Origin of the sequence: Rickettsia endosymbiont of Orchestes rusci, from assembly GCF_964030945.1 — a bacterium.
Lineage (GTDB): Bacteria > Pseudomonadota > Alphaproteobacteria > Rickettsiales > Rickettsiaceae > Rickettsia.
The window spans coordinates 129,022-152,246 of the sequence record NZ_CAXIQG010000002.1; the positions used below are offsets into that span (position 1 = coordinate 129,022).

The following is a 23,225-nucleotide window of genomic DNA, read 5'->3' on the forward strand; positions in this document are numbered from 1 at the left end:
AAGTTGCCGGTTAGACTTTCGCTGTCATTCCCGCGCAGGGGCGTTGTTGCATGGATCGAATTTTTGATGTCATTCCCGTAAAAACGGGAATCTAGCCTTTCTTTTGTCATGCTGAACTTGTTTCAGCATCTTATTGTAATTAAGTAGAAGCGAGCATCAAGAGATTCATGGGATAGGCTCAGTATTTAAAGAAATATTTGGTAAATAAAAGAGGTGAAATTATGGAAAAATATGATTATTTAAAGAAATATATAACAAATGAAGATAATAATAGTGAAGCTAATACATTTTATATTATTTCAAAAGAAGAAGTACAAAAAGAAGAAATAAGAATAGGCTTTAGATTTCCGGATGCTTTAAAAGATTTTTGGTATGCAGTAGGATATGGGTTTTTAACTGCATCAATTAACAATGATCATACTTCAGACTATATTAATAGAATATCTTCCCCCGATCAAATAGCCTCAATAATTCTTGAGGAAGAAGATGCACCAATAATTCCTGGGGTTTCTGAATATTTTGAAGAAGGAGATATACCATTTTTTGAGATAATGATCTGTCAACAGTTTTCCGGACAGTTTTTTACGCACATTTTTGTATTTTTTCGTATTGTACTGGTGATAGATAATCGTTAGCAGAATGCATTCTTATACGATTATAAAATACCTCTATATATTCAAATATAGCATGTTTTGCTTCCTCCCTAGTTTTAAATTTATGTTGATAAATTAATTCTGTTTTTATAGTATGAAAAAAGCTTTCAGCAACAGCATTATCCCAGCAATTTCCTTTACGACTCATACTCTGTATAATACCATGTTGTTTTATAAGTTTTAAATGATTATCAGAACAATATTGGCTACCTCTATCAGTATGCCAAATAAGCTTTTTAGGTGGTTTACGTTGCCATATTGCCATTAGCAAAGCATTATTAACTAAATCAGCTTTCATATTACTATTCATTGACCAGCCTATTACTTTTCTAGAAAATAGATCAATAACTGTTGCTAAATATAACCATCCTTCTCCAGTTGGGATATAGGTGATATCACCAACCCAATAACAATTAACATTAGAAACTTTAAACTGTCTATCCAATAAATTAGGAGCAACTTGCTTATTATGCTTAGAATCAGTAGTTGCTTTAAATTTATACTTAGTTTTACATACTAAGCCAGCTTCATTCATTAGTCTTGTAATTCTCCTACGACTAACAATTATGCCTTGCCTCAACAAAGCCTTTTTAATGGGTCTAGATCCATAATTTCGTCTACCTTCCTGAAAAATAGCTCTAACCTTACAGGTTAATTCTCTATTTTCTTTATCCCTATTGCATCCAGGGTTATTTAACCACTCATAATAACCGCTACGTGATACCTTCATACATTTGCACATAATTGCAATTGAGAAATCATCTTGATGCTTCTTTATCCATGCATACCTTACAGGGACTCTTTTGCAAAGTACGCTGCAGCCTTTTTTAGTATATCACGCTCCTGTGTTACTATCACCAGCTCTTTCTTTAATCTTTTTAATTCATCATACAGATGTTCATCTGTTCTTGTTATTGATTCTTCAAATTGTTTAGAATATTTATCTATCCAACTATATAAAGTATTCTTACTGATACCTAATTCTTTTGCAGTCTGAATAACAGGTCGCTTCGATTCAGTTGCCAATTTAACTGCTGATTCTTTAAATTCACTAGAATACATTTTTGTTTTTGTCATACTGTATTTCCTTTCTGTTAATATTGTCTCATACTAACTGTCCGGAATACTATAGCCACATCAATAATGAATAGTTCCTGTTTTTTAGTTATGAAGAGAGATACTGATAAACCGGATATGGTATATGATATGTTGGGCGGTGAAATAGACCATTTTGAGAAATTTATTTGGCGATTATATCATGAATCTCCTATTTATTATGAAGCAATAATAAGTAAAAACTTAGATAATTTAGAGAAAAAAAGTTAGTACTCCACAATGCAGAGGGATTGAAAAAAGAGAATATATTGATGAATACGCAGTCAGGTCAAGAGCCTTATGGTCTGGCGATAAAGCTAGTTGAGATTTCCGGTCCTGTGAGCTTTAATAATAGCGGCATAATAGATCCTGAAATAAATTCAGGATGACGTTAAAAGTATTTTTCCGGATTCCCGTTTTCACGAGAATGACATAGAATATGCTTTAACCTATCCACGCAACAATGCCTCCTCGCAATGACGATGTTTTTGTAACGATTCCAATCTACTCAACAAGGCTGAACTAAAATAACATCGAAAGTAATTCTAAGCGGTAACTCACATTAAACTAATTTTCTTGCACAAATTTATTATTTGCTCACTATATTTTTGTTTACGTAAATATCGACTTTTTAGCTTTAGATTCTTAAAATCTTCTGCCGTTACCGGCAATGCTTGACAAAGCTTTATTAAATCTTCATCTATAATAAAATGTCTACGAGGAATATTTATTTGCTTTACTTGCTCTTCACGATATCTAGCAAGAATTTGCATTTTAGCAATAAATTCGCTTGATTCTCTTCTAAATCTAACTTTTTGCCAAGCATCTGCAGGTTTGACAAAATAGTTTTTAATATTAAGTAAATATTGCAGTTGAGTATTATATTCTTTTATTAAATTATTTTCGGTAATTATCTTATATAATTCTTTATAAATTACCTCCAGATATTCTAAATCCTGCATTGCGTAATTTAACATTTCTTCTTTTATCGGACGTTTTAACCAATTGGATTTTTGACAAGTTTTATCGATTTTTACATCATAAATTTTATAGCAAAGATCATCATAGCTTAGTTGCTTACCGAAACCGCAAATATCGGCGGCAATTTGAATATCAAAGATATTACAAGGCAACACCCCGAATAAATAATAAAAAATCTCCAAATCTTCGCGAGGAGCATGAAATAATTTAAGGATTTTATCGTTAATTAATATCTGATTAAAAACGGCAAGGTCTAGGTTACTTAAGCCGTCAATTATAGCGCTATAACTTCCGGCTTTAACTTGAATAATACTTAACTTAGCATAATAAGTATTACGGCGTGAGAATTCCGTATCAATACTTATTATATCAATATTAGACAGCCTAGCGCAAAACTCATCTAATATTTTTTGATTATCAATAATCAGCATAAATTTGGGAATTTATTAAGAATCGGTATTGCGTGAAACCGAGAGGATTTGAACCTCCGACCTAGCGATTAGGAATCGCTCGCTCTATCCAACTGAGCTACGGCTTCTTACACACATTTTATAACATAGGCAGTAGAGTCAAACAAGGGATATTTGTTAATAATAAATATATTCGTTATTTTGCATATTTTAGCTTGCTTTTTAGTTAGTTGTTTTTTATATTCAAGTTTCGCTTATTATTTAAGTTAAGCGGGTGTAGCTCAGGGGTAGAGCGCTACCTTGCCAAGGTCGAAGTCGAGGGTTCAAATCCCTTCACCCGCTCCAGATATTTATTTAGTTCGTATTATAATTATTATAAGGTGTCAAGCCACGGCATGACACCGAGCCATATAAGCCACCTATCCCTTTCCTATGTAAAATTTTCGTTTATTTTCCCTTGCATAAAAACTATTCAGAAGCTATTTTTAACATACTAAAATTTAAAATATGTAGAGGGAAATATGTCGTCTAACGAAACTAATACAGCAAATAATAGCGATATAATAGAAATACAGGAAACGGAAGTCGTGCCGGTAGAAACGGCACAAGCTCCGTCAGGATGGACTAGCTTGATCCCGATGGTGTTAATTTTCGCGGTATTTTATTTTTTATTACTTCGCCCGCAAGAAAAACGCCGCCGTCAAAGAGAAAGTTTAGTTAGCGACGTAAAAAAAGGTGAAGAGATTTTAACAAATAGCGGTATTTTCGGAACAGTCAGTAAAGTTAACGATACGGATAATAAAATTGAAGTTGAAATAGCTAAAGACGTCCATATTAAAATCTTAAAAAGCGCAATTGTTGATATTACCAGTCGCCCGAAAGAAATTAAAACCAACAAGAAAGATATTAATAAAAAAGATAAGAAGGTAATCAGTGCAAAATCTTCCTAAAGGGAAAATTTTTCTTTCTATTATATGTACAATAATTGCGATTATCTGCGCTTTGCCTAATTTTATAGCGGTAAATTCTAGATTTTTACCGCATAATACGGTGAATTTAGGACTCGATCTCCGAGGCGGAGCGCATCTATTATTAGACGTAGATTTTGATAGTTATTTAAACGACTCGATGGATAATTTAGCCGATACTTTACGAAAATCTTTTCGAGAAGATAAAATAGGTTATAAAAATCTTACAATTAGACAAAATATTCTGCAATTAGAATTGCGTAACTCTGAAGAATTGAAACTAGTCAAAAACATCGTTAATAAAATCGATTCTGAAATTACTATTGACTATGAAGATAATAAACTTAAGCTTAGCTATAGCGATGCAAAATTAGATCATCTTCTTAATGAAGTAGTCGATCAATCTATTGAGGTTGTTCGGATGCGGGTTGACAGTACCGGCACAAAAGAACCTACCTTGCATAGACAAGGCGATAAGCATATATTATTGCAAGTACCGGGCGAGGAAGACCCGACTCACTTAAAAAATATCTTAGGCAAAACGGCAAAACTAACTTTTCATTTAGTCGATGAAACGGCAAATATAGAAGAAGCGGTTAAGGGGCATGTGCCTAGCGGCTCGATTTTAGTGAAAGGAGAAAGCGAGAATAATCAAGAATATTATGTAGTTATCAAGAAAAAAGCTATTTTAGGCGGTGATCAACTGACTAATGCTTCAGCCTCTTTTAATCAAAATTCACAGCCGGTGGTGGCTTTTTCCTTCAATAATTTAGGTAGTAAATTATTCGGCGAAATAACTAAAAATAATGCCGGTAAACGTTTGGCTATCGTGCTGGATAATAAATTACTTAGCGCACCGGTAATAAATGAGCCGATTTTAGGCGGTAACGGCATAATTTCCGGTAATTTCACCGTCGAATCGGCAAATGAATTATCCTTATTACTTAGAGCCGGTTCACTCCCTGCCCCGCTAAAAATAATAGAAGAAAGAAGTATCGGTCCGAATCTCGGCGCTGATTCTATCGAAGCCGGTAAAAAAGCCGGGATTATCGGCTTTATTGCCGTAGTAATATTTATGATTTGGTCATACGGTGTGTTAGGACTGTTTGCTAATATTGCCTTAAGCATTGCAATGCTATATATTTTAGCATTATTGTCTCTTTTTCAGGCAACATTAACGTTACCCGGAATTGCCGGCATAATATTAACGATCGGCATGGCAGTTGATGCTAACGTATTAATTTATGAAAGAATCAAAGAAGAGCTACGCAAAGGAGCTTCAAATCTTTATTCAATCAAAATAGGTTTTGAATCTGCTTTTGCTACTATTCTTGATTCCAATATTACGACCTTGATCGTCGCCTTTTTACTTTACATATTCGGTGTCGGAGCAATAAAAGGCTTCGCGGTTACGCTAACAATCGGTATTATTTCTTCGATGTTCTCGGCAATTATTATTACCAAATTACTAGTAGATATTTGGGTTAAATATTATAAGCCTCGAAAATTAGGGTTGTAATTTATACTGTATAACTTGCAGGATTTGGACTGATGTCATTCCTACGCGACAATAGCCTTGTTGCATGGCTCATAATTTACCGCATTATAGTTATTACAAGTATGGTGTCATACCGAGGCCCCTCCCACGGTATCCGGAAAAAGCCTTAATAAAAAGACTGGATGCCGTGGTCAAGCCGGCGTTGTTGCATGGATCGAAAATTGCTATATTTTGGGTATTCTTTAAAAGTACCGCGATGTCATGCCGTGGCTTGACCACGGCATCCAGTCAGGCTTTTTAATTTTTTCTGGATACCGTGGTCAAGCCACGGTATGACAAGTTTTAAGCGTTTTTAACCATCCATGCAACAACGCGCCTGCGCAGGAATGACACCGAGGGCGTTTTTAACCATCCATGCAACAAAGCCGGTCAAGCAACTAGATGACACCGCGGTACTTTTAAAGAATACCGAAATATAGCAATTTTCGTTCCACGCAACAATACCGCGTAGAAATAACTTCAGAAAAAAATCATAGATATGCAACGTTGCGGATGGGCTAAAAGTGAATTAGATATTCTTTATCATGATTTAGAATGGGGGAATCCTGTCTATTATGATCAAAAGTTATTTGAGTTTATTATACTTGAAACTGCTCAAGCCGGTCTTAGCTGGTCAACTATTTTAAAAAAGCAAGAAAATTATCGCAACGCCTATGATAATTTCGATTTTGTTAAAGTAGCCGCTTACAACGATACAAAAAAACATTTATTATTACAAAATTCCGGTATTATACGGAATAAGCTGAAAATTGAAGCATCAATTAGTAATGCGCAAGTTTTTCTACAAATTAGAAATGAATTTAAAAGCTTTAGTAATTATATTTGGCACTTTACACAGGGTGAAGTTATTTATAATAATTTTAATATGCTATCGGATATTCCGACTCAAACAGACCTATCTTTAATAATTAGCAAAGACTTAAAAGCTAGAGGCTTTAAGTTTTTTGGTCCTGTTACTTGCTACGCATTTTTGCAAGCAATCGGTGTAGTTAACGATCATATTACTTCTTGTTTCCGATTTTTAAAACCATAAGAGAAAAGATAATGTCTAATAAATCACAGTTTAAAGGATGGAAGTTTTTAAAAGGTAAAGAAGGAGGAGCTAACGAATCCGGAGAGTATGGCGGTGTGTATGAAAGCATAGACGGCGAAACCAAAGCCATGATAAAAAAAGAGGGCTTACCTGCAAAAAATATATCGGAATTTTTAGGCTCAAAAATTTTTGAAGCAATAAGCCCGGGTAACGGCGCACAAGTTTCTATCATTGCTCCGAATCGGTTAGAAGATAAAATATCTCGCGGAGAAAAATCAAAAAATACCGATTCTAATATCTATGTAAAATCTGAATTCTTTAAAAATTATAGCAACGACATGCATGTTGACATGGATAAATATATGTCTCCTGCAACTAAACCAAATTCTTGGTTTAGAAAAGACGGCGGCAGACCTCTTTTTATGGGAACAAGAAACTTAGTACATAGAACTTATGACAAAGCATTTGAACAACTTAAATATCAAGGTTTTGAAAAAGTTATGCCGGCAAGTTTATTAATCGGTGATTTTGATATCCATGCCGGTAATATAGGAATTATTAGAGATACTAAAACCTCTAACCTTTTACCCCAAATGGTGCGAATAGATTTTGCCGGCAGCCTTGATAAATTAACAAATAAGATTCATCCTAATTCCAGAATGAAACACCTGCCCGGCTTTGGTCCTACCAACCATTTTAGAGAATTTCCGTCATATCTCCGAAGCAATAACCCTAAATTTGCCGATAGTTTGCTAGCAGCTTCCAAAAATAATCTAGATAGCACTATAGATAAAAGTTTTGAAGAAATGTCTAAATATTATAGCAACGACGCCCTAGTTGCTTGGGCAAAACAAGCAATGCCTAAAATATTTAACGATAAAAAACCACAAGAAGTTACGCCGGAAGAAATTAAAAATTCCTTTAAAACTATTATTAAAAAGAGACAAGAATCATTAAAAGAATACGGCTTAGAAGTTAAATTAAGCACTTTAATAACTAAAAAATTTACTTCTCCTTACTATCAAATAGATGAAAAACAGTTAAAAATATTAATTCAAGAATATCCCGACCATTTTGAGAAAATTATTAATTATGAAAAAGGAAAAAAAGGCGGGAAAAAACTTAAATTAAGTGATAAATCCCTTCGAGGTATTTTTCTTAAAAAAAGTAGTGTCGAGAAGCATTTAATAGAAAAAATTGCCGATTTAAGAAAATCTATTAAAACAGAAATAATATTAAACTTAACTAGAAAAATTGAAGAACTAGAAGGAAAACTAAAACAAAGAGTAACAGAAGACAATAAAGTTACTACATCCAAAATTTCTAAGCTAAGTCGAGATATTATTAATCAGAAAGCAAATAATCTCCTTAGCGTATTACAAGAAAATATTTTAAATAAGCAGCAAGCAATATTAGCTGCTTTTCAAAAAAAATTCGGTGAGAATAAAATAAAAGACAATTATCTTATACAAAAAGATTTTGAGAATAAAATCAATAGCTTAGAGATATCAGGATATAAAAAACTTCTTGCGGCAGCTGATTTCCGGCCCATAAATTGGGATAGAGTAAAAACCACAAATAAAGAATCTATTAAAACAAAAACCATAAAAAAAGATGATAAAGAATTATTTACTTTAACTGAAACAGCTATAAATATTCCAATTAATATTACCGAGAATGATGAAGAAAAAACTATCTTTATTCATAGAAAAATAGATTTTCCTATAAATATCGATTCTCCTGAAACCTCTATTAATCTTTCTTTAGTTTTGCAGGATCATCACGGTCAAAATATGCTGCTAAGTAAAGCAGTTTACTTTACCGTTCATTACAATGAGCAAGGGCAGCTTATAAAGTTAAGTAATCCACTTGGTTTAAAATTTTCCGGCACAGATAAAAATGCAATAGGTTATATTGAGCGAGAAGGTAATATTTATACTTTACCGGTAACTAAAGGTAAATATGAAGAAATGAAGAGAGAAATTGAAAAAAATAAAAACATTAATAAGGACATCAAAAAATCAATAGAGCCTTTATCGGTAGATTTTCTTTCTACAACCGATTTAGAAATTATACAAAAAGTAAGCGACACTATTACTGCAAAGAAAAATAATACCTACTCTTCTACAATATCTATGACACCTAACAAAAAGGCAAATAGGGGCAAAGGATAAAATATAATCCTTACCCTAAAAGCCACCAATTCTTCAAACCGGCGGTATAGGTGTAAACAAAGATGAACTCCATAATTGCCAAATCAATACAATAAATACCGATAGTATGGCGACTTATCCATTTTAAGTTTATTATAGTTTTTTGAGTAAAATCTCTTGTTACCATCAATATATAGACAGTGATTGATAAAATAATCGTCAAAATAATATAAGCGTCGGACAAATTAAAACCGGTCACCGTATGCAATAACGAAATCACTAGCGAGACAAAAACACAAAGCCGCAAATTCAACGGATCATGTTTGGCAATATACCCCAGCACCATAACAGCAATCACGACGGTACCGTAGTCAATAAGAAACCAGCTAACGCACCATAACATCGCAAGCACTACGGCATGACAATAACCGCAATAAAAGAAGTTATTTAAGTCATTGCGAAAATAGTAAAGATACCATTGCCCTAAATAAATAGGAATTAAAATATTGGCGGTAAGAAATTGGTTAAATAATATAGTAGTATATATCTGTAACAAAACACCGAATATTATTATTTTATGTTTTGGCTTATCATGAAAATTATATCCGGCAAAAAAGCAAAAAACCGGCATACTTATCCGCCCGATAACTCTCATAACCGTCACTTCAGGATATAAGTAAAGCCCCGCATGATCGATGATCATCGCTATAATAGCCAAGCTCTTTAACAAATCTTGGTAATTTGATTCATTTTTATTGGTTGTAATCATTTTAGTTATCTTTCTTAAGTGAGCGGTATAATTGTGGATCGAAACCACATTTAAAAAAATCGTCATTGCGAGGAGGCATAGGCGTTGTTGCATGGCTAATAATTTACCGTATTATGGTTATTATAAGTACGGTGTCATGCCGTGGTCAAGCCCACTACTGTACGAACGTTTAAATAAAGAGGTAAAAATTCTGTCATTCCGTGGCTACGACCACGGAATCCAGCTTTATAATATCATAAAAAGATTCTAAAATAAGTCTAATATGGCTTTATTTTCCTGGATGCCGTGATCAAGTCACGGCATGACACAGCCTTTTTTCAACGTTCGTACAGTAGTGGGTCAAGCCACGGCATGACACCGAAACACTTTGCAAAAATTCGAGCCATGCAGCAAAGCCTACGGCTCCTTGCAATGACTATCCCCGGAGTAATGTAACTTAAATAAAAAAGCCAAACCGAAAAAAACAGTTATGCCGGCTAAAATAGTTCCGCCTAAAGCAAAAATTTTAACTAATAAATATTCAGAATAAAAATATTCTTGATAACAAGATTTTATTAGCCAAATTACTAAAATCATTATTAAACAATTAGCTAAGATTTTATAACAAAAAATTTTTACTTCAGACTCTATATAAAATTTATTTTGTTTTTTACTATAACTATATAATAGCCATAAATTATACCATGCCGCTACGGAAGTTCCAACAGCAATCCCGATATGTTTTAAAGGAACCATTAAAATGATATTAAGCAATGTGTTAACGATAAGTGAGTATAAAGTTATCTTAAGCGGAGTTTTAGTATCTCCGTTAGCATAAAAAATAGGAGTCAAAATTTTTGCTAAGATAAAAGCCGGAAGACCCAGCGCAAAAGCAGAAATCGCCTCTGCGGTATAAATTGTATCTTGCGGGGTAAAAAGCCCTCGCTCATAAATTATATGAATTATAGGATGCGATAAAATAATAATACCGAAAGTAGCAGGCAGGGATAGTAACAACCCCATTTTAATTGCGTTATTTTGAATTTTGACAGCTGCCTTAAAATCATTTAACTTATAGACTCTGGATAATTCCGGCAATAATATAGTAGCAAAACTAGTACCTATTATCGACAGTGGGAATTGATATATTCTATCGGCATATGATAATATGGAAATTGCTCCTTCGATAAAACTAGCGAGAGACTGAGAAATAAAAAGATTTAATTGTTGAACGCCTGAGCTAATAGCCGCCGGTCCCATATTAATTAAAAACTTTTTTACATCCTTATCTTGGGGTTTAAAAACTAACGGAAAAACTAAGCCGGCTCTTTTTACACAAATAAACATAAACGAAACTTGTAATATACCCGCAATTATTAAAGACATACTTATTGCTATTACGGATTCTAAATAATTATCTAGCCATAAAGTACAAATTATTACGCAGATGCTTAGAATGCTAGGGACAAAAGCAAAGGCGGCAAATTTCTTTACCGAATTTAAAATTCCGCCAAACAAAGCAGTTATAGAGATAAATATCAAATACGGCATAGTAATACGGCACAGCAAAACCGTCAGAGTAAATTTTTCCGCGTTGCCGTGAAAGCCGGGAGCGATAATAAACATTAGCGAGGGCATAAAAATTTGCATTAATACTATTAAAATTATTAAAGTTAATAATAAAATAGTAAAAACCTCACCGGTAAAATAGCTAGCAGCCTTTTTTGAGGTTAACATTTTCTCGTTAAAGATCGGAACAAATACGTTTGAAAGCGCTCCTTCGGCAAAAATTCGTCTAAATAAATTTGGAAGTTTAAAAGCCACGTTAACGCCGTCGGCAATATTTGTCGAACCGAATAATGAAGCAATAAATAACTCCCGCGCTAGACCGAAAATACGAGAAATTAACGTAAAAAAAGCTACTATAATCCCTGAACGAAATAAGCTCACTGTGTGTTTCTCATAAGTAGCTTAACTCTTGACGTGTAACCTTATTTTGTTCTATCTCGTTTATAGCTTTATTTAAGCACTTAAAATTGGGGGGACCGGCCATTAAATAAGCTGTTTCTTCATATGATTTGAAATCTTCCAAAGAAATAATTACCGACGGTTTACCTTTTTGACGAGTAACGATTATAGGAGAATGATTTTCGTTTACTTTATCAAAAATACTAGCAAGATTGCCACGAAGCACAGAGTAATTTATAGTATCCATAATAAACCTTTATTTAGACAATAATATTTCTATAGTTTTAATCGGTAAGTATAAAGATTTTGGTTTATTATGAAAATTTATAAAACCAAAATGCTCATAAAATAATTTAGCTTTGTCATTCTTAGCTTCTACTATTACCGCATAGATACCAAAAACATTTTTACTAGCAATATATATTCTTTTCAGGGCATCTATAAGAAGCTCTGAACCGATACCCAAACCTTGATATTTCATATCTACTGCCAACTTTCCGATTAATATCCCGGGTAAAGGATAATACGGTACAGCGTCATTCAGAAAGCTTGATACAAGCGAATTTTTCTGGATTCGCCTGTGCTCACGTATTATTATACGCTGCGCAGGCTCACCTTTAAATTCACATTGTCTAAATCTTTCTGAATTTAGCTGTAACTTCTTTTGTTCAGATAACGATAAATTATCTCTTTGAAATGAAGTAGGACTTAATGTATAAAAACCTGAAAGTTGATTATTTTGCTCCAAAGAGACAAAAACCTTATTCAGCTTACTCCTCATATCTTGTATGGAGTATTTTTTTAAATATTCATCAAGCTCATCAACACCACATAAAAATGTTGATCTATCATGTTCACTTTTATTTAATAGTATAAATCTACGCATGACCTGCAGATTTACGATATTTTTTTAATGCATTTTTTAAATTTTCATTAGGTAAAGGAGGATTCTCTAAGACTTCTAAAAATTTACTCCAATCATCTTTTGATAAATATATATTTTCATGTTCATTTATAATTTCTTTTGCTTTTATTAAAGAAACATTTTTAATAAAACTGCTTAAAGTTTCATGTGAGAAAGAAGCAGCTTGCTTTAAAATGTTATAAGAATCAAAGTCTATTCTTATTTGCATTCTTTCACTTTTAAGAGAATTTTTATTATTATGAGTTACTTGCATAATTTTATTTTTCTTTTATTGTACTCCAATTAAGCTCACATGTCAAAAGTATTGTATTATTTTCTTGCTCTATCAATCCCTTCTTCAATCAAAGCTTGAGCTTTCACTGCATTTTCCCATCCGGTAACTTTCACCCATTTACCTTTTTCTAAATCTTTATAATGCTCAAAAAAATGTACGATTCGTTGTTTGAGCATGTCCGATATATCTTCTAATTCTTTTATATTATCAAAAGTAATATCAAGCTTAGAGGCAGGCACCGCAATAATTTTTTCATCTAAGCCCGACTCGTCTTCCATCATTAATACTCCGATAGAGCGACATTTAATAACGCAGCCCGGTATCACCGGATAAGGCGCTATAACAAGCACGTCTACCGGATCGCCGTCATTGGAAAGCGTGTGCGGAATAAAGCCGTAATTACAAGGATAGCTCATCGAGGTTTGCATAAATCTATCAACAAAAATTGCTCCCGATTCTTTATCAAATTCGTATTTAACCGGCTTATCATTCATCGGAATTTCAATAATTACGTTTATTTCCTCGGCGTTTGCTTTTGCTTTAATTTTATTGATTAACATATTTACTCTTTTTTTGTATTGTTTTGTATTGTCGGTGGATAGTAATTTTCATCATGTTTGGTTAATAATTGCCGAGCAATAAATTTATTATTTGATAATTTTCCTATAGCTATTATACCTTGATTTTCACGAAATAGAGCAGGAAGTACACCTTTATAAAATATTTCTAAATCTTTAATATTGTCGGTGATAATAAAACTAATTTTATCTGCCTCGATTTTATTTATTGAAGCTACTTTTACAAGCCCCCCTACTCTAAATTCTTTGGTATTATCAATTTCATTAATTTTAGACGGCGGCAGAAAAAAAATTATATTTTTCTCTAAATTATATAATATAATACATATACCTGATGCTGCTAAGAACAAACAAATTATTATTGCTATTAATCTATTTTTTACCCCTTTTTGCATCAAAACTCTTTTGAAAATTTACTTCTTTTTATAGTTAAGCCACGTTTTAATTAAAATTAACGCAAGAACTAAAAAAGTAAATAAATATGATAATAGTAAATAATTGTCCATTTAATTTTTTCTATTTGCGGAATTAATTACTCTTAAAAAATCTATTATTTCATTAGGAGGAGAATCTAAATAAAAATGCTTCAAATATTTACCTTCTGCATCCATTAAATAAACAAAAGATGAGTGATCAATCATATAACTTGACTTATCACTATCATGATTTGCGACAGCATAATATACTTTAAATTTATCAGCCGTCTCTTTAATTTGTTCTTCACTGCCGGTAAGACCGATAAATTTAGGAGAAAAATGTTTTAAATATTCTTTAAGAACAACAGGAGTATCGCGCCTTGGGTCAATAGTAATAAATACCGGCGTAACATCCACGTCGTATTTATCAAGGCTATTTACAACTTCTGTTATTTTTTGCAAGGAAGTCGGGCAAATATCGGGACAGTAAGTAAAACCAAAGTAAATTAAACTTAATTTTCCTTTTAGGCTATTACTGTTAAATATTTTCCCGCCTTGATCTATCAACTCAAAATTGCCGCCGATCTGAACTTCACCGTCATGCATATTACCATACATATTTCCCTGACCGGCAAGAGGTTTTTTAGGCATTTCTATTGATAATAACAAATATAAGGAAATTACTCCTATTACTAAACCGATACCGATAATTATTTTAATAATATTCGTTTGCTTTTGTTTATTCATAATTATTGTTCTTTGTTTTTAGGTTCTAAATTATTTTGTATTATTACCTTCTTAAGGTCATCTAGTATGGCGATGTTTGAAGCATCATTGCGAGGAGGCGTTGCGTGGATACTCGAATCGTCATTGCGAGGAGGCACAAAGTGCCGACGCGGCAATCCAGAAAAATTATAGTCATCCTGAATTTATTTCAGGATCTTTTGCAAGAGATGCTGAACCAAGTTCAGCATGACAAAAACTAGATTGCCACGTCGGGACTACGCCCCTCCTCGCAATGACGGGGTAAGATCGAGCCACACAACAACGCTTACAGCGGCTCGCAATGACGTTTAGGGTATCCACGCAACAACGCCTCCTCGCAATGACAAACTCTATTTTTATTCCCTAAACTGCCATCTATGCGTGTCTGCATGGAAATAACATAATATAATACATCATTTCCTTATATTCAATATTTGCGCAGCCTCAAGCGCTGCATAAGTAAAGATGGCACTTGCGCCGGCTCGTTTAAAACTTATTAACGATTCTAATAAACTTTTATGCCACTCGATCGCTCCGGCTTGTGCTGCGAATTTTAGCATGGCATATTCACCGCTAACCTGATAGGCAAAAATTTTGGTATTAAAATTATTTGCCGCCTCACGAATAACATCCAAAAACGGCATACCCGGCTTGATCATGACTATATCAGCTCCTTCGGCGATATCATGTTCTATTTCCAGCATCGCCTCTTTTATATTGCGTATATCCATTTGATAGCTAGACTTATCTAAATAATTTTTTTTATTACTACCTAACCCATCTCGAAAAGGTCCATAAAAACTTGAGGCATATTTAGCGGCATAAGCAAGAATATTAACATTTATAAAACCTGCATGATCTAAATACTCCCTGATAGCCATAATCCGCCCGTCCATCATATCGGAAGGAGCAACAATATCGGCACCTGCTTTAGCAAGGACTAATGCTTGATTGCAAAGGGCTTTAACTGATCTATCATTATCTACCTCACCGTTATGTAAAATACCGTCATGCGAGTGAGTAGTATAAGGGTCTAACGCCACATCGCAGATAATACCTATATCAATATCGGCATTCCTGATGCTGCGTATCGTTCGACAAATTAAATTATCCAAATTGTAAGCTTCATCGGCATTATCACTTTTCAATTCCTCATCAATACAAGGAAATAAAGCAATAGCATTAATGCCCATTTTATATGCTTGTTTCGCAGTCTCTATTACTTGGTCGATAGATAAACGATATATACCGGGCATGGTTTTAATTTCTTGCCTTTCATTATGACCTTCAACAATAAATAACGGCAATATTAAATCATTTACCGTTAAACGATTTTCTGCGAGCATCTCGCGAAGCCAAAAGGTTTTTCTATTTCTTCTTAGCCTTACTAATGGATACATAAATTTAATCTTTTTAATTTTCCTTTCATTTTAATATTATATCCAAATAATTTCAAGTATTCTATAGCATTTCTAGCTAGAGATGGCGTTATTGCGTGGATTATAATTATTATTTTCCGTTCCGCGCAACAATACTAAACGAGAATGACATTAAGCTTTAATAAAAACTTTTAGGATCAATATCAATTTTCACCTGACAGCTAGCCGGAATTTTCATTAAACTTAGCCAAAATTTTAAATATTTTTGCAAATTAAATTTTTTATCGACTATTATGAGTATTCGGTAGCGATATTTACCGGCAAGTTTCGACATTAAAGAGCTAGCGGGACCAAGAATTTTTGCCCTACTGCTTGGCGCAATCCTTACCAAATTTTTAGCTATTTCAAGTATTTTATGCTCATCGGTACCGGATAAAATTATTGAAGCCATTTTTGTAAATGGCGGCATATCGGCAGTTTTTCTTGTTTGCAACTCATATTGAAAAAATGCATCTTCATCGGGGTTTTTAATATAGGCAAAAATCATATTATCGGGATAATAACTTTGCATTAACACTGTCCCTTTTGCCTCTCCTCTCCCTGCTCTGCCTCCTACTTGATGAAGCAGCTGGTAAGTCCGCTCACTTGATCGCAAATCGGCGTTACTACTTCCGAGATCGGCATCTATTACACCCACTAAAGTAAGATTCGGGAAGTTATAACCTTTTGTTATTACTTGCGTCCCTATCAAAATATCAATCTCCAAATGCTCCATTTTATGCAGTAACTCGGCTATTTTTTCCGGCTTCCCCGCGTGATCTTTACTAATTATCGCAATTACACTATTTGGGAAAAGTGCTTTTGCCTCTTCCTCTATTCTCTCTATTCCGGGTCCGCAAATTGTTAATGAATCCTCCTCTTTGCATTCCGGACAGCTAGTATAAATTTTGCTTTGATAACCGCAATGATGACATTCGAGTTTTTTGGTTCGTTTATGCACCACCAACCAAGCAGAACAAGATTTGCAAGTAAAACGATGACCGCAAAGCTTGCATAGCATTAAAGGTGCGTAGCCTCTGCGATTAAGGAATAATAATATTTGCTTATTATTGTTTAAATTTTCGTGAATAGCTGTTATTAAAGGTTTCGATAAATAAGAATTTTTTGCTAAATTTTCTTTTTTCATATCAATTATTTGCATTGTCGGCAGAGCAGCATCTTTATACCTAGAAGCCAAAGTAATTAACCGATATTTCCCTTGAATTACATTATATATTGTTTCGATAGAAGGAGTAGCGGAGCATAAAACGATTTGCGCCTTATCAAATCCTGCCCTTATTATTGCCGTATCTCGTGCATTATATAATATGCCGTCATCTTGTTTATAAGAATCGTCATGCTCCTCATCAATAACGATTAAACCAAGATTTGTGTACGGCAGAAAAAGGCTACTTCGCGCGCCGATTACTATTTTAATTTTATTACTTAATATCCCCCGCAAAATCATTTTCTTTTGAGCTTTAGATACGGAAGAATTCCATATTACCGGCGCAAAACCGAAACGCTCGGTGAAACGATTAATAATTTGCATACTAAGAGCAATCTCCGGCAGCATGATCAACGCTTGCTTTCCTTGATGTAAATAATCGGCGATTAAATTAAAATATACTTCCGTTTTACCGGAGCCGGTAACTCCTTTGATTATGATAGGTTTATCGGTTTGCTTTATTAACTTGATTGCCTGCTGCTGTTCGTTAGATAAATCAGGCAACGTAAAATCTGCATTTATTATTTGTTCTTTAACTTTAATCGGTTTCTCGGCAATATCTATAGTCAGCACTAATTTAGCAACCCCTCCTAGTTCACTTAAATAATACTCACTCATCCATTTTATTAATTCTAAAATTTCTAAATTAAGCCTAAATTCCAACGGTACTTTTTCTATTACCGCTTTAAGTTTTTCCTTATCTGTTGTAACCTCTAATTCCCATACTATCCCCGTTACCTCTTTATTTCTAAAAGGCACTATTACCAAATCCCCTAAATGTAAATCTAGATGAGTCGGGACTATATAATCTAACGGAAATAATTTCGGCAGCGGTAATAATATTTTAGCAATTTGCATAATTAGGTATGACGAATTAATGGCCTTGTTGCATGGATGGTTAAAAACGCTCTTGATGTCATTCCTAGCTCAAGGCGGCGTTGTTGCATGGCTCGAAAATTAATAAAAAAACTCGTCATTGCGAAGCCGCGAAGTGGCTGCGGCAATCCAGGCTATCCCGAATGTAATGAGGGATTTAATTAGAATACTAAACAAGTTTAGTATAAAAATATGTTTAACTGGATTGCCGCGTCGGCATAAATGCCTCCTCGCAATGACGATTCCGGTAGCCATGCAACAACGCCGCTCAAGGCGGGAATATAGAAAATACTTAAAACAAGCAAAATTTATATAATAAATCTACTATTTAATTTGCTTATATGACTTCCCGGATTCCCGCCTTGAGCTAGGAATGACAACCTTTTTGCAACAACTTCCGATCCATGCAACAACGCTCGAATTAATAGAAGTGGAGTTGAGGAATTTTTAGACAAAGTGCAAGCTATACATTTTATTTAAATTATTAATCTAGGGTTCTAGTACATTTTTCAAAAGGCGTGTTTAACCCCTCAATAATTGAGTCGCTTAATTTTTTATTAGAAGCTACAAATAAGGTTTCTTCTATATCTTCCCAATCATCAATTAATTTATATAAGCTTTTTCTAGATTCACTAACAATTAAATATGTCATAATTTATCCTCTTAATTCCCTTACCTATAATGGTACTACATGAAATACTGTTAATCAACAAATATCAGACTCAATTAACGAGCATTGCTAAATAATTCCCTTCACAGAACCTAATGCTAATCAATTTATTATAGTTCTAAAAATACTATTGGATACTATAACTTTCTTATGATAAATTATTATTATATACTATTTTAAATACATATAGAATTAATTATGACATGCAGAGCAAAAGGGGAAACTATACCTCCTTTAAGATTTATTCTAAAAAAAGCTCGTAATACAGTTAATAAATATCATTCTTCTGAAGAAAGCTTGGTAGATAAATTAATTGAGCAGCGCAGAAAAGAAGCTAAAGATGAATAATGTAAATATTGTAGTAATAAGATAAGGTTTTTATTTAAAATGGATCAAAAGAAAAAACTAATTATAGCGATTTCCGGCGCATCGGGAGCTATCTACGGCATTCGGCTACTCGAAATATTAAAAGAGCAAAATATCGAAACTCATTTAGTTATTTCAAACGCCGCCCACCTTACTATTACTGCTGAAACTAAATATTCAGTAAAAGAAGTTAAACACCTTGCCGATCATTATTATAATATTATGGATATGGGGGCCGCTATTTCAAGCGGTTCGTTTAAAACGCTAGGCATGATAATAGCACCTTGTAGCATGAAGACCGTAGCATCGATTGCCCATTCATTTGAAGATAATTTAATTAGCAGAGCAGCGGGAGTAGTGTTAAAAGACAAAAGAAAACTTATTTTAATGGTTAGGGAAAGCCCGCTTCATACGGGATATTTGGAGAATATGCTAAAAATATCGAATTACGGCGGAATAATCGCCCCGCCGGTACCGGCTTTTTATAGCAATCCTGAAAAAATAGGCGATATAATTAACCATTCAGTTACTCGGGTATTAGATTTTTTCGATATCGATACTAAGTTAATCAAACGCTGGCACGGGCTATAAATATAAATTACAATAAAATTTTTAAAATTCTTGAAAATAGATTGCAGACTATTTCCATAAGCATTTCATAATAAGTATCGCTCCGGATAAGATTAAGGTTATTGTTTCTGTTATAATAAGCGGAAATGAATTAATCAGAATACCGTAAATAAGCCATAATACTACACTAGTACAATATATAACATACATAGATAATGAAATATTTTGAGTAGAACGAGATTGATAAGTTTTAATTACTTGCGGGACAAAAGCAATCGTAGTTAATATACCGGCAATATATCCCATAATTTCCGTATAATCTGACATGTGGGTTTTTATATAATTGTGTAAATTTTATAGTGCTATTAATGTAAATGCCTAAAAAACTTTTCTAAAATAATTCTTTTTTAGATTCTTTAAGATTCTGTCTTAATGTCTTAACATCAGGAAAGTTCTTAATGCCTTTAAATTCCATAATAAGTTTTGACCATTCTTTTCTCTCATGACTATCAATCCAATCTTTTATTGCTTCTCTGATCATTAACTACATCTCTCATATTATAATATGCCGGGAGATCAAATTAAGCTATATATTAAATAATTTATTATATTTTGTGAAGAAAATTAAAAAAAGAAAAACAAGGGGACAAACTAAATTAGGGCTTCCGCCTGAGTATAAAAAATTCCCTGAATATTTTGATGCTTATAATATCTGTGATGATACCGAAGCCACAAATAATATAGCGTTGTTGCATGACTCGAGTTTTCGAGGAGGTCATTCCTGCAAAAGCAGGAATCCAGAAAAAAAATAGCAAAAATGCTATGGAAATTATTATTTTATTTTCTGGATTGCTACAGCCACGCAGTTCGCTCAGCTCAGACGTTTGAGGTATCCGCACAACGTTACGATTCAACTTCTTGAAATTCTAAAATATCACCGGGTTGACAGTTGAGATACTGGCAAATATTTTCAAGGGTTGAAAAACGTATAGCTTTAGCTTTACCGGTTTTTAAAATCGATAAATTTTGAACCGTGATCCCCACCGCTTCAGCTAAATCTTGAAGTTTTACTTTCCTTTTAGCAAGCATTACGTCTAGATTTACAACAATACTCATTGAAATATTTTTTTAAATAGTAAATTTATATTCGGTTTGTATTTTGCTTGCCTCAAGCATTACCCACGAAATCACAATAACTAATATTCCAAAAAAGATATCTTGTAAATTTGGCGTTCCAAAAGACAAAGCAATATAACGTTGCCCGACAGGATTAGACATAGTCACTGCAAAAGTTAGTAACATATCACTTAGGGGCTTTATCAAAACAGCACTTAAGAAAAATATCCAAGCAATATTATTGTAATATTTGGCATTTAAAACATTAAATATTTCACCTACGGAATAATTTATAAAAATCTTTTTTAAATAATATAAATTAAATAATAAAGGTAATACTCCGAAAGTATAAGCACTAAACCCTAAAAATTTTGAGAATATCGTCCATTTTATTAAACTAAAATTAGTATAAACTCCGTCATGAGAATAAGAAATTGCCACAATACCTCTATTAGTTAAATTTTTCATGATTTCTGAATCTATAAAAATCCAACTTAATAGTAAAAAACTTGGAATCGCAATAATTAATGAGTTAAGAAGCCAAGAAACGTAATAACTTACTTTCTGAATTTTATTCATGTGGGTACCTCTATGAAATGAAAAGTTGGTATACGAAGATCAACTTCAAAAAGAGCAAGGAGTCTAAAGCCCTCGGAGCACAGCGTATACTTAATACGTGAGTACCGCAGAGCTTATTAAGACGACAAAAGCCAAGAACAATTTGATTTTGACAGATGAATTTTAAAGCGAGTCTGCGCAAGTGTATAAATATACATGCGTAAAGGCGAGCTTTACAAAATTCGCTGTCAAAATTAAATTGGCGAAGGCTAGGCAATTTTTGAAGTTCATCGAGTATAGCTCGTATAATTCTTAAATAGAAATATATTACGAGATAACTTGTTTGTCAATAATTATTTATCGTTTTTCAATAAATAATTATTGTAATTCAAATAAATAAAATTCAATAGGTATGATAGCTAAATTACTGGTAATGTTTCTAAAATATAGTGAATGCAATTGAATTTTATAACAGGTGCAAGAAGTGAAGCCTGTTATTATAAGTATCTGACAAGTAGCATCATCAGCCAATTCAATTTACTATAACAATTACTGCTTAAATAATGCATAATATAGAATATAAAACCAACCGCAAAAACCGTGAATTATTGCCCATAATATTGATTTGTTTGCATTATACGATACAATTATTGCTAATACCGTTCCAAAGGATACGCCACCATAACCTAAATAATTCATATATTTATCCTAATGTTTTAATTTTATAATATTATTTTAAAGATATAATTTGATTATTTAAACCATTTATTATTTTTTAGTTAAAAAATAATAAATATAAGATATAGACATTGCAAAACAAAGAATGATAGAGAGGATAAAAAGAGATATTCAAAGGTATAAATGGAATATTGTAAAGAATGCGAAGCGTTGTTGCGTGGCTCGAAAATTAATAAAAACCCGTCATGGCGAGCGGGCATTGTTGCGTGGCTCAAAAAACGCATTCAGTGTCATACCGTGGCTTGACCCACTACTGTACGAACGTTGAAAAAAGGCTGTGTCATGCCGTGACTTGATCACAGCATCCAGGAAAATAAAGCCATATTAGACTTATTTTAGAATCTTTTTATGATATTATAAGCTGGATTCCGTGGTCGTAGCCACGGAATGACAGAATTTTTACCTCTTTATTTAAACGTTCGTACACTAGTGGGCTTGACCACGGTATCCAGAAAAACAACTTACAATGGTAATTGTTTTAGATTTTTAACTGGCTCTAGTTCATAAATCACGGGATGACATCCGTTAGAAGTATCCACGCAACAATGCCTAGCGAGCGAACTGCGTGCCTGTGACACCATCCGCTATCCCGAATATAATGAGGGATTTAAATATGACCCCTTTAGAATTATAGACCTAATAATAATCAATTTTATTTAAGTTAGCAACCTCTATTTGAGAATCTAGTAGGCATTTCCTAAAGAGGATTGCTAAGGGGTAACTAAATTTTTTTAGAAATATTCACGGAGCCTAGAACTTAGAACTTATTTTTGAGTAAAAATCTCTTCTTTTTTCTTTTCAAAAGGACGAGCATCATAAAATAATTCTATACAAGAAATAAGCCCTTCGTTAAATGTTAAGAATGAAGAACCTCGAAAAGCTCCTATTGGTTCAGGGCAATCAAACTCAAGTACCAACATAACTTTATTTCCAGAATTAAATTTCTCTCTAATTGTAAGATTCTTAAAAAACATAGCAAAATTTTTAGCAGCCTCTACAACTGATTCTTTGCCATCCAAAATTGATAAAGGACCTATAAAATGAATATTAGGATGTAAGCATGAAGCCATTTCGTCAAAATTTTTATGCTGCATTGCCATGTAGTAAGATACTGCTTTATTCAGGTTTTCATCGATCATATATACACTATTTTATTTTAT

Annotated in this window: 35 protein-coding genes and 2 tRNA genes; 15 read left to right on the top strand and 22 right to left on the bottom strand. The window is 33.2% G+C overall.

Going from position 1 to position 23,225, the window contains the following annotated elements; genetic code table 11:
* The first annotated feature begins 221 nt into the window (after positions 1-221).
* Positions 222-635 carry a hypothetical protein gene (locus tag AAHM91_RS02020; RefSeq protein ID WP_342269700.1) on the top strand — a complete coding sequence of 138 codons (414 nt, stop codon included), beginning with the start codon at positions 222-224 and terminating at the stop codon, positions 633-635.
* Here AAHM91_RS02020 and AAHM91_RS02025 read toward each other — a convergent pair.
* Positions 583-1,730, bottom strand: a protein-coding gene (locus AAHM91_RS02025; RefSeq protein ID WP_410526146.1) for an IS3 family transposase whose coding sequence is annotated in 2 segments (ribosomal slippage) — positions 583-1,484 and positions 1,484-1,730 — 1,149 coding nt in all. Because the reading frame shifts where the segments join, the coding sequence is not laid out codon by codon here. The genes AAHM91_RS02020 and AAHM91_RS02025 overlap by 53 nt on opposite strands.
* Positions 1,731-1,820: 90 nt before the next feature.
* On the opposite strand from AAHM91_RS02025, the gene AAHM91_RS02030 reads away from it, so the two are divergent.
* Both AAHM91_RS02030 and AAHM91_RS02035 read left to right on the top strand, forming a co-directional pair.
* A complete protein-coding gene (locus tag AAHM91_RS02030; protein WP_342269701.1) occupies positions 1,821-1,979 on the top strand; it encodes a hypothetical protein in 159 nt (52 codons plus the stop codon).
* A 20-nt stretch (positions 1,980-1,999) separates the two neighbouring features.
* Positions 2,000-2,137 carry a hypothetical protein gene (locus AAHM91_RS02035; RefSeq protein WP_342269702.1) on the top strand — a complete coding sequence of 46 codons (138 nt, stop codon included), beginning with the start codon at positions 2,000-2,002 and terminating at the stop codon, positions 2,135-2,137.
* Between the two features lie 168 nt (positions 2,138-2,305).
* On the opposite strand, the gene AAHM91_RS02040 is transcribed toward AAHM91_RS02035, so the two are convergent.
* Both AAHM91_RS02040 and AAHM91_RS02045 read right to left on the bottom strand, forming a co-directional pair.
* Complete coding sequence (locus AAHM91_RS02040) at positions 2,306-3,160, bottom strand: ribonuclease D (RefSeq protein ID WP_342269703.1); 855 nt, start codon at positions 3,158-3,160, stop codon at positions 2,306-2,308.
* Positions 3,161-3,193: 33 nt separating this feature from the next.
* Positions 3,194-3,267, bottom strand: a tRNA-Arg gene (locus AAHM91_RS02045).
* Between the two features lie 142 nt (positions 3,268-3,409).
* Between AAHM91_RS02045 and AAHM91_RS02050 the strand changes: the two genes are divergently transcribed.
* The 6 genes from AAHM91_RS02050 (at position 3,410) to AAHM91_RS02075 (ending at position 8,872) form a co-directional block, all read left to right on the top strand.
* Positions 3,410-3,484: transfer RNA gene (locus AAHM91_RS02050), tRNA-Gly, on the top strand.
* A 176-nt stretch (positions 3,485-3,660) separates the two neighbouring features.
* Positions 3,661-4,089, top strand: coding sequence for a preprotein translocase subunit YajC (yajC, locus tag AAHM91_RS02055; protein ID WP_253308553.1), 429 nt, complete (start codon positions 3,661-3,663; stop codon positions 4,087-4,089).
* Positions 4,073-5,626: a protein translocase subunit SecD gene (gene secD / locus AAHM91_RS02060; protein ID WP_342269704.1), complete on the top strand. Its 1,554-nt coding sequence runs from the start codon at positions 4,073-4,075 to the stop codon at positions 5,624-5,626. Before yajC ends, secD begins: the two co-directional genes overlap by 17 nt.
* A gap of 64 nt (positions 5,627-5,690) precedes the next feature.
* On the top strand, positions 5,691-5,906 hold the full coding sequence (locus AAHM91_RS02065) for a hypothetical protein (protein WP_342269705.1): 216 nt from the start codon (positions 5,691-5,693) through the stop codon (positions 5,904-5,906).
* Positions 5,907-6,143: 237 nt separating this feature from the next.
* Positions 6,144-6,698, top strand: coding sequence for a DNA-3-methyladenine glycosylase I (locus AAHM91_RS02070; RefSeq protein ID WP_342269706.1), 555 nt, complete (start codon positions 6,144-6,146; stop codon positions 6,696-6,698).
* Between the two features lie 11 nt (positions 6,699-6,709).
* A complete protein-coding gene (locus AAHM91_RS02075; protein ID WP_342269707.1) occupies positions 6,710-8,872 on the top strand; it encodes a Sca4 family protein in 2,163 nt (720 codons plus the stop codon).
* Between the two features lie 10 nt (positions 8,873-8,882).
* On the opposite strand, the gene AAHM91_RS02080 is transcribed toward AAHM91_RS02075, so the two are convergent.
* Positions 8,883-9,620 (bottom strand): TraX family protein, encoded by a 738-nt coding sequence (locus AAHM91_RS02080; protein WP_253308549.1) that lies wholly within the window; start codon positions 9,618-9,620, stop codon positions 8,883-8,885.
* A gap of 91 nt (positions 9,621-9,711) precedes the next feature.
* On the opposite strand from AAHM91_RS02080, the gene AAHM91_RS02085 reads away from it, so the two are divergent.
* Positions 9,712-9,870: a hypothetical protein gene (locus tag AAHM91_RS02085; protein WP_342269708.1), complete on the top strand. Its 159-nt coding sequence runs from the start codon at positions 9,712-9,714 to the stop codon at positions 9,868-9,870.
* 35 nt (positions 9,871-9,905) lie between these two features.
* Positions 9,906-10,055, top strand: a complete 150-nt coding sequence (locus AAHM91_RS02090; protein WP_342257069.1) for a hypothetical protein — start codon at positions 9,906-9,908, stop codon at positions 10,053-10,055.
* Here the strand turns inward: AAHM91_RS02090 and murJ are convergent.
* From murJ to AAHM91_RS02150, 11 genes are all read right to left on the bottom strand, one after another.
* Positions 10,017-11,549 (bottom strand): murein biosynthesis integral membrane protein MurJ, encoded by a 1,533-nt coding sequence (murJ, locus tag AAHM91_RS02095; protein WP_342269709.1) that lies wholly within the window; start codon positions 11,547-11,549, stop codon positions 10,017-10,019. The genes AAHM91_RS02090 and murJ overlap by 39 nt on opposite strands.
* Before the next feature lie 10 nt (positions 11,550-11,559).
* Positions 11,560-11,814 (bottom strand): type II toxin-antitoxin system Phd/YefM family antitoxin, encoded by a 255-nt coding sequence (locus tag AAHM91_RS02100; protein ID WP_342269710.1) that lies wholly within the window; start codon positions 11,812-11,814, stop codon positions 11,560-11,562.
* Between the two features lie 9 nt (positions 11,815-11,823).
* Positions 11,824-12,453 carry a GNAT family N-acetyltransferase gene (locus tag AAHM91_RS10920; RefSeq protein WP_410526152.1) on the bottom strand — a complete coding sequence of 210 codons (630 nt, stop codon included), beginning with the start codon at positions 12,451-12,453 and terminating at the stop codon, positions 11,824-11,826.
* Positions 12,446-12,745, bottom strand: a complete 300-nt coding sequence (locus AAHM91_RS02115) for a type II toxin-antitoxin system TacA family antitoxin (RefSeq protein ID WP_253308545.1) — start codon at positions 12,743-12,745, stop codon at positions 12,446-12,448. The genes AAHM91_RS10920 and AAHM91_RS02115 overlap by 8 nt, the downstream gene beginning before the upstream one ends.
* Before the next feature lie 56 nt (positions 12,746-12,801).
* Positions 12,802-13,326, bottom strand: coding sequence for an inorganic diphosphatase (ppa, locus tag AAHM91_RS02120; RefSeq protein WP_253308544.1), 525 nt, complete (start codon positions 13,324-13,326; stop codon positions 12,802-12,804).
* Positions 13,327-13,328: 2 nt separating this feature from the next.
* Positions 13,329-13,739 carry a cytochrome c maturation protein CcmE gene (gene ccmE / locus AAHM91_RS02125; RefSeq protein WP_253308543.1) on the bottom strand — a complete coding sequence of 137 codons (411 nt, stop codon included), beginning with the start codon at positions 13,737-13,739 and terminating at the stop codon, positions 13,329-13,331.
* Between the two features lie 111 nt (positions 13,740-13,850).
* A complete protein-coding gene (locus AAHM91_RS02130; RefSeq protein ID WP_341793019.1) occupies positions 13,851-14,507 on the bottom strand; it encodes an SCO family protein in 657 nt (218 codons plus the stop codon).
* A 2-nt stretch (positions 14,508-14,509) separates the two neighbouring features.
* A complete protein-coding gene (locus AAHM91_RS02135; RefSeq protein ID WP_342269711.1) occupies positions 14,510-14,662 on the bottom strand; it encodes a hypothetical protein in 153 nt (50 codons plus the stop codon).
* A gap of 16 nt (positions 14,663-14,678) precedes the next feature.
* Complete coding sequence (locus AAHM91_RS02140; RefSeq protein ID WP_342269712.1) at positions 14,679-14,846, bottom strand: hypothetical protein; 168 nt, start codon at positions 14,844-14,846, stop codon at positions 14,679-14,681.
* A gap of 92 nt (positions 14,847-14,938) precedes the next feature.
* The gene (gene hemB / locus AAHM91_RS02145; protein WP_253308539.1) at positions 14,939-15,925 is read right to left on the bottom strand and encodes a porphobilinogen synthase; all 987 of its coding nucleotides are present in this window, start codon (positions 15,923-15,925) and stop codon (positions 14,939-14,941) included.
* Between the two features lie 157 nt (positions 15,926-16,082).
* Positions 16,083-18,029, bottom strand: coding sequence for a primosomal protein N' (locus AAHM91_RS02150; RefSeq protein WP_342269713.1), 1,947 nt, complete (start codon positions 18,027-18,029; stop codon positions 16,083-16,085).
* 118 nt (positions 18,030-18,147) lie between these two features.
* On the opposite strand from AAHM91_RS02150, the gene AAHM91_RS02155 reads away from it, so the two are divergent.
* A complete protein-coding gene (locus tag AAHM91_RS02155; RefSeq protein ID WP_342257070.1) occupies positions 18,148-18,363 on the top strand; it encodes a hypothetical protein in 216 nt (71 codons plus the stop codon).
* Here the strand turns inward: AAHM91_RS02155 and AAHM91_RS02160 are convergent.
* Together AAHM91_RS02160 and AAHM91_RS02165 are read right to left on the bottom strand one after the other, a co-directional pair.
* On the bottom strand, positions 18,356-18,502 hold the full coding sequence (locus tag AAHM91_RS02160; RefSeq protein ID WP_342269714.1) for a hypothetical protein: 147 nt from the start codon (positions 18,500-18,502) through the stop codon (positions 18,356-18,358). The two genes, AAHM91_RS02155 and AAHM91_RS02160, sit on opposite strands and share 8 nt — an antisense overlap.
* Before the next feature lie 29 nt (positions 18,503-18,531).
* Positions 18,532-18,699 carry a hypothetical protein gene (locus tag AAHM91_RS02165; RefSeq protein ID WP_253308537.1) on the bottom strand — a complete coding sequence of 56 codons (168 nt, stop codon included), beginning with the start codon at positions 18,697-18,699 and terminating at the stop codon, positions 18,532-18,534.
* A 216-nt stretch (positions 18,700-18,915) separates the two neighbouring features.
* On the opposite strand from AAHM91_RS02165, the gene AAHM91_RS02170 reads away from it, so the two are divergent.
* Positions 18,916-19,065, top strand: a complete 150-nt coding sequence (locus AAHM91_RS02170) for a hypothetical protein (protein WP_342269715.1) — start codon at positions 18,916-18,918, stop codon at positions 19,063-19,065.
* Positions 19,066-19,104: 39 nt separating this feature from the next.
* Complete coding sequence (locus AAHM91_RS02175; RefSeq protein WP_253308535.1) at positions 19,105-19,674, top strand: UbiX family flavin prenyltransferase; 570 nt, start codon at positions 19,105-19,107, stop codon at positions 19,672-19,674.
* Positions 19,675-19,722: 48 nt separating this feature from the next.
* On the opposite strand, the gene AAHM91_RS02180 is transcribed toward AAHM91_RS02175, so the two are convergent.
* Both AAHM91_RS02180 and AAHM91_RS02185 read right to left on the bottom strand, forming a co-directional pair.
* Positions 19,723-19,980 carry a SemiSWEET transporter gene (locus tag AAHM91_RS02180; RefSeq protein ID WP_253308534.1) on the bottom strand — a complete coding sequence of 86 codons (258 nt, stop codon included), beginning with the start codon at positions 19,978-19,980 and terminating at the stop codon, positions 19,723-19,725.
* A 64-nt stretch (positions 19,981-20,044) separates the two neighbouring features.
* On the bottom strand, positions 20,045-20,194 hold the full coding sequence (locus AAHM91_RS02185) for a hypothetical protein (RefSeq protein WP_342269716.1): 150 nt from the start codon (positions 20,192-20,194) through the stop codon (positions 20,045-20,047).
* Positions 20,195-20,406: 212 nt separating this feature from the next.
* Between AAHM91_RS02185 and AAHM91_RS02190 the strand changes: the two genes are divergently transcribed.
* Positions 20,407-20,541: a hypothetical protein gene (locus tag AAHM91_RS02190; protein ID WP_342269717.1), complete on the top strand. Its 135-nt coding sequence runs from the start codon at positions 20,407-20,409 to the stop codon at positions 20,539-20,541.
* Positions 20,542-20,556: 15 nt separating this feature from the next.
* On the opposite strand, the gene AAHM91_RS02195 is transcribed toward AAHM91_RS02190, so the two are convergent.
* The 3 genes from AAHM91_RS02195 to AAHM91_RS02205 all read right to left on the bottom strand — a co-directional run bounded on the left by AAHM91_RS02195 (position 20,557) and on the right by AAHM91_RS02205 (position 23,204).
* The gene (locus tag AAHM91_RS02195) at positions 20,557-20,769 is read right to left on the bottom strand and encodes a helix-turn-helix domain-containing protein (protein WP_341793029.1); all 213 of its coding nucleotides are present in this window, start codon (positions 20,767-20,769) and stop codon (positions 20,557-20,559) included.
* A 12-nt stretch (positions 20,770-20,781) separates the two neighbouring features.
* Complete coding sequence (locus AAHM91_RS02200) at positions 20,782-21,348, bottom strand: DUF2975 domain-containing protein (RefSeq protein WP_342269718.1); 567 nt, start codon at positions 21,346-21,348, stop codon at positions 20,782-20,784.
* A gap of 1,481 nt (positions 21,349-22,829) precedes the next feature.
* A complete protein-coding gene (locus AAHM91_RS02205) occupies positions 22,830-23,204 on the bottom strand; it encodes a nuclear transport factor 2 family protein (protein WP_342269719.1) in 375 nt (124 codons plus the stop codon).
* Positions 23,205-23,225: the final 21 nt, after the last annotated feature.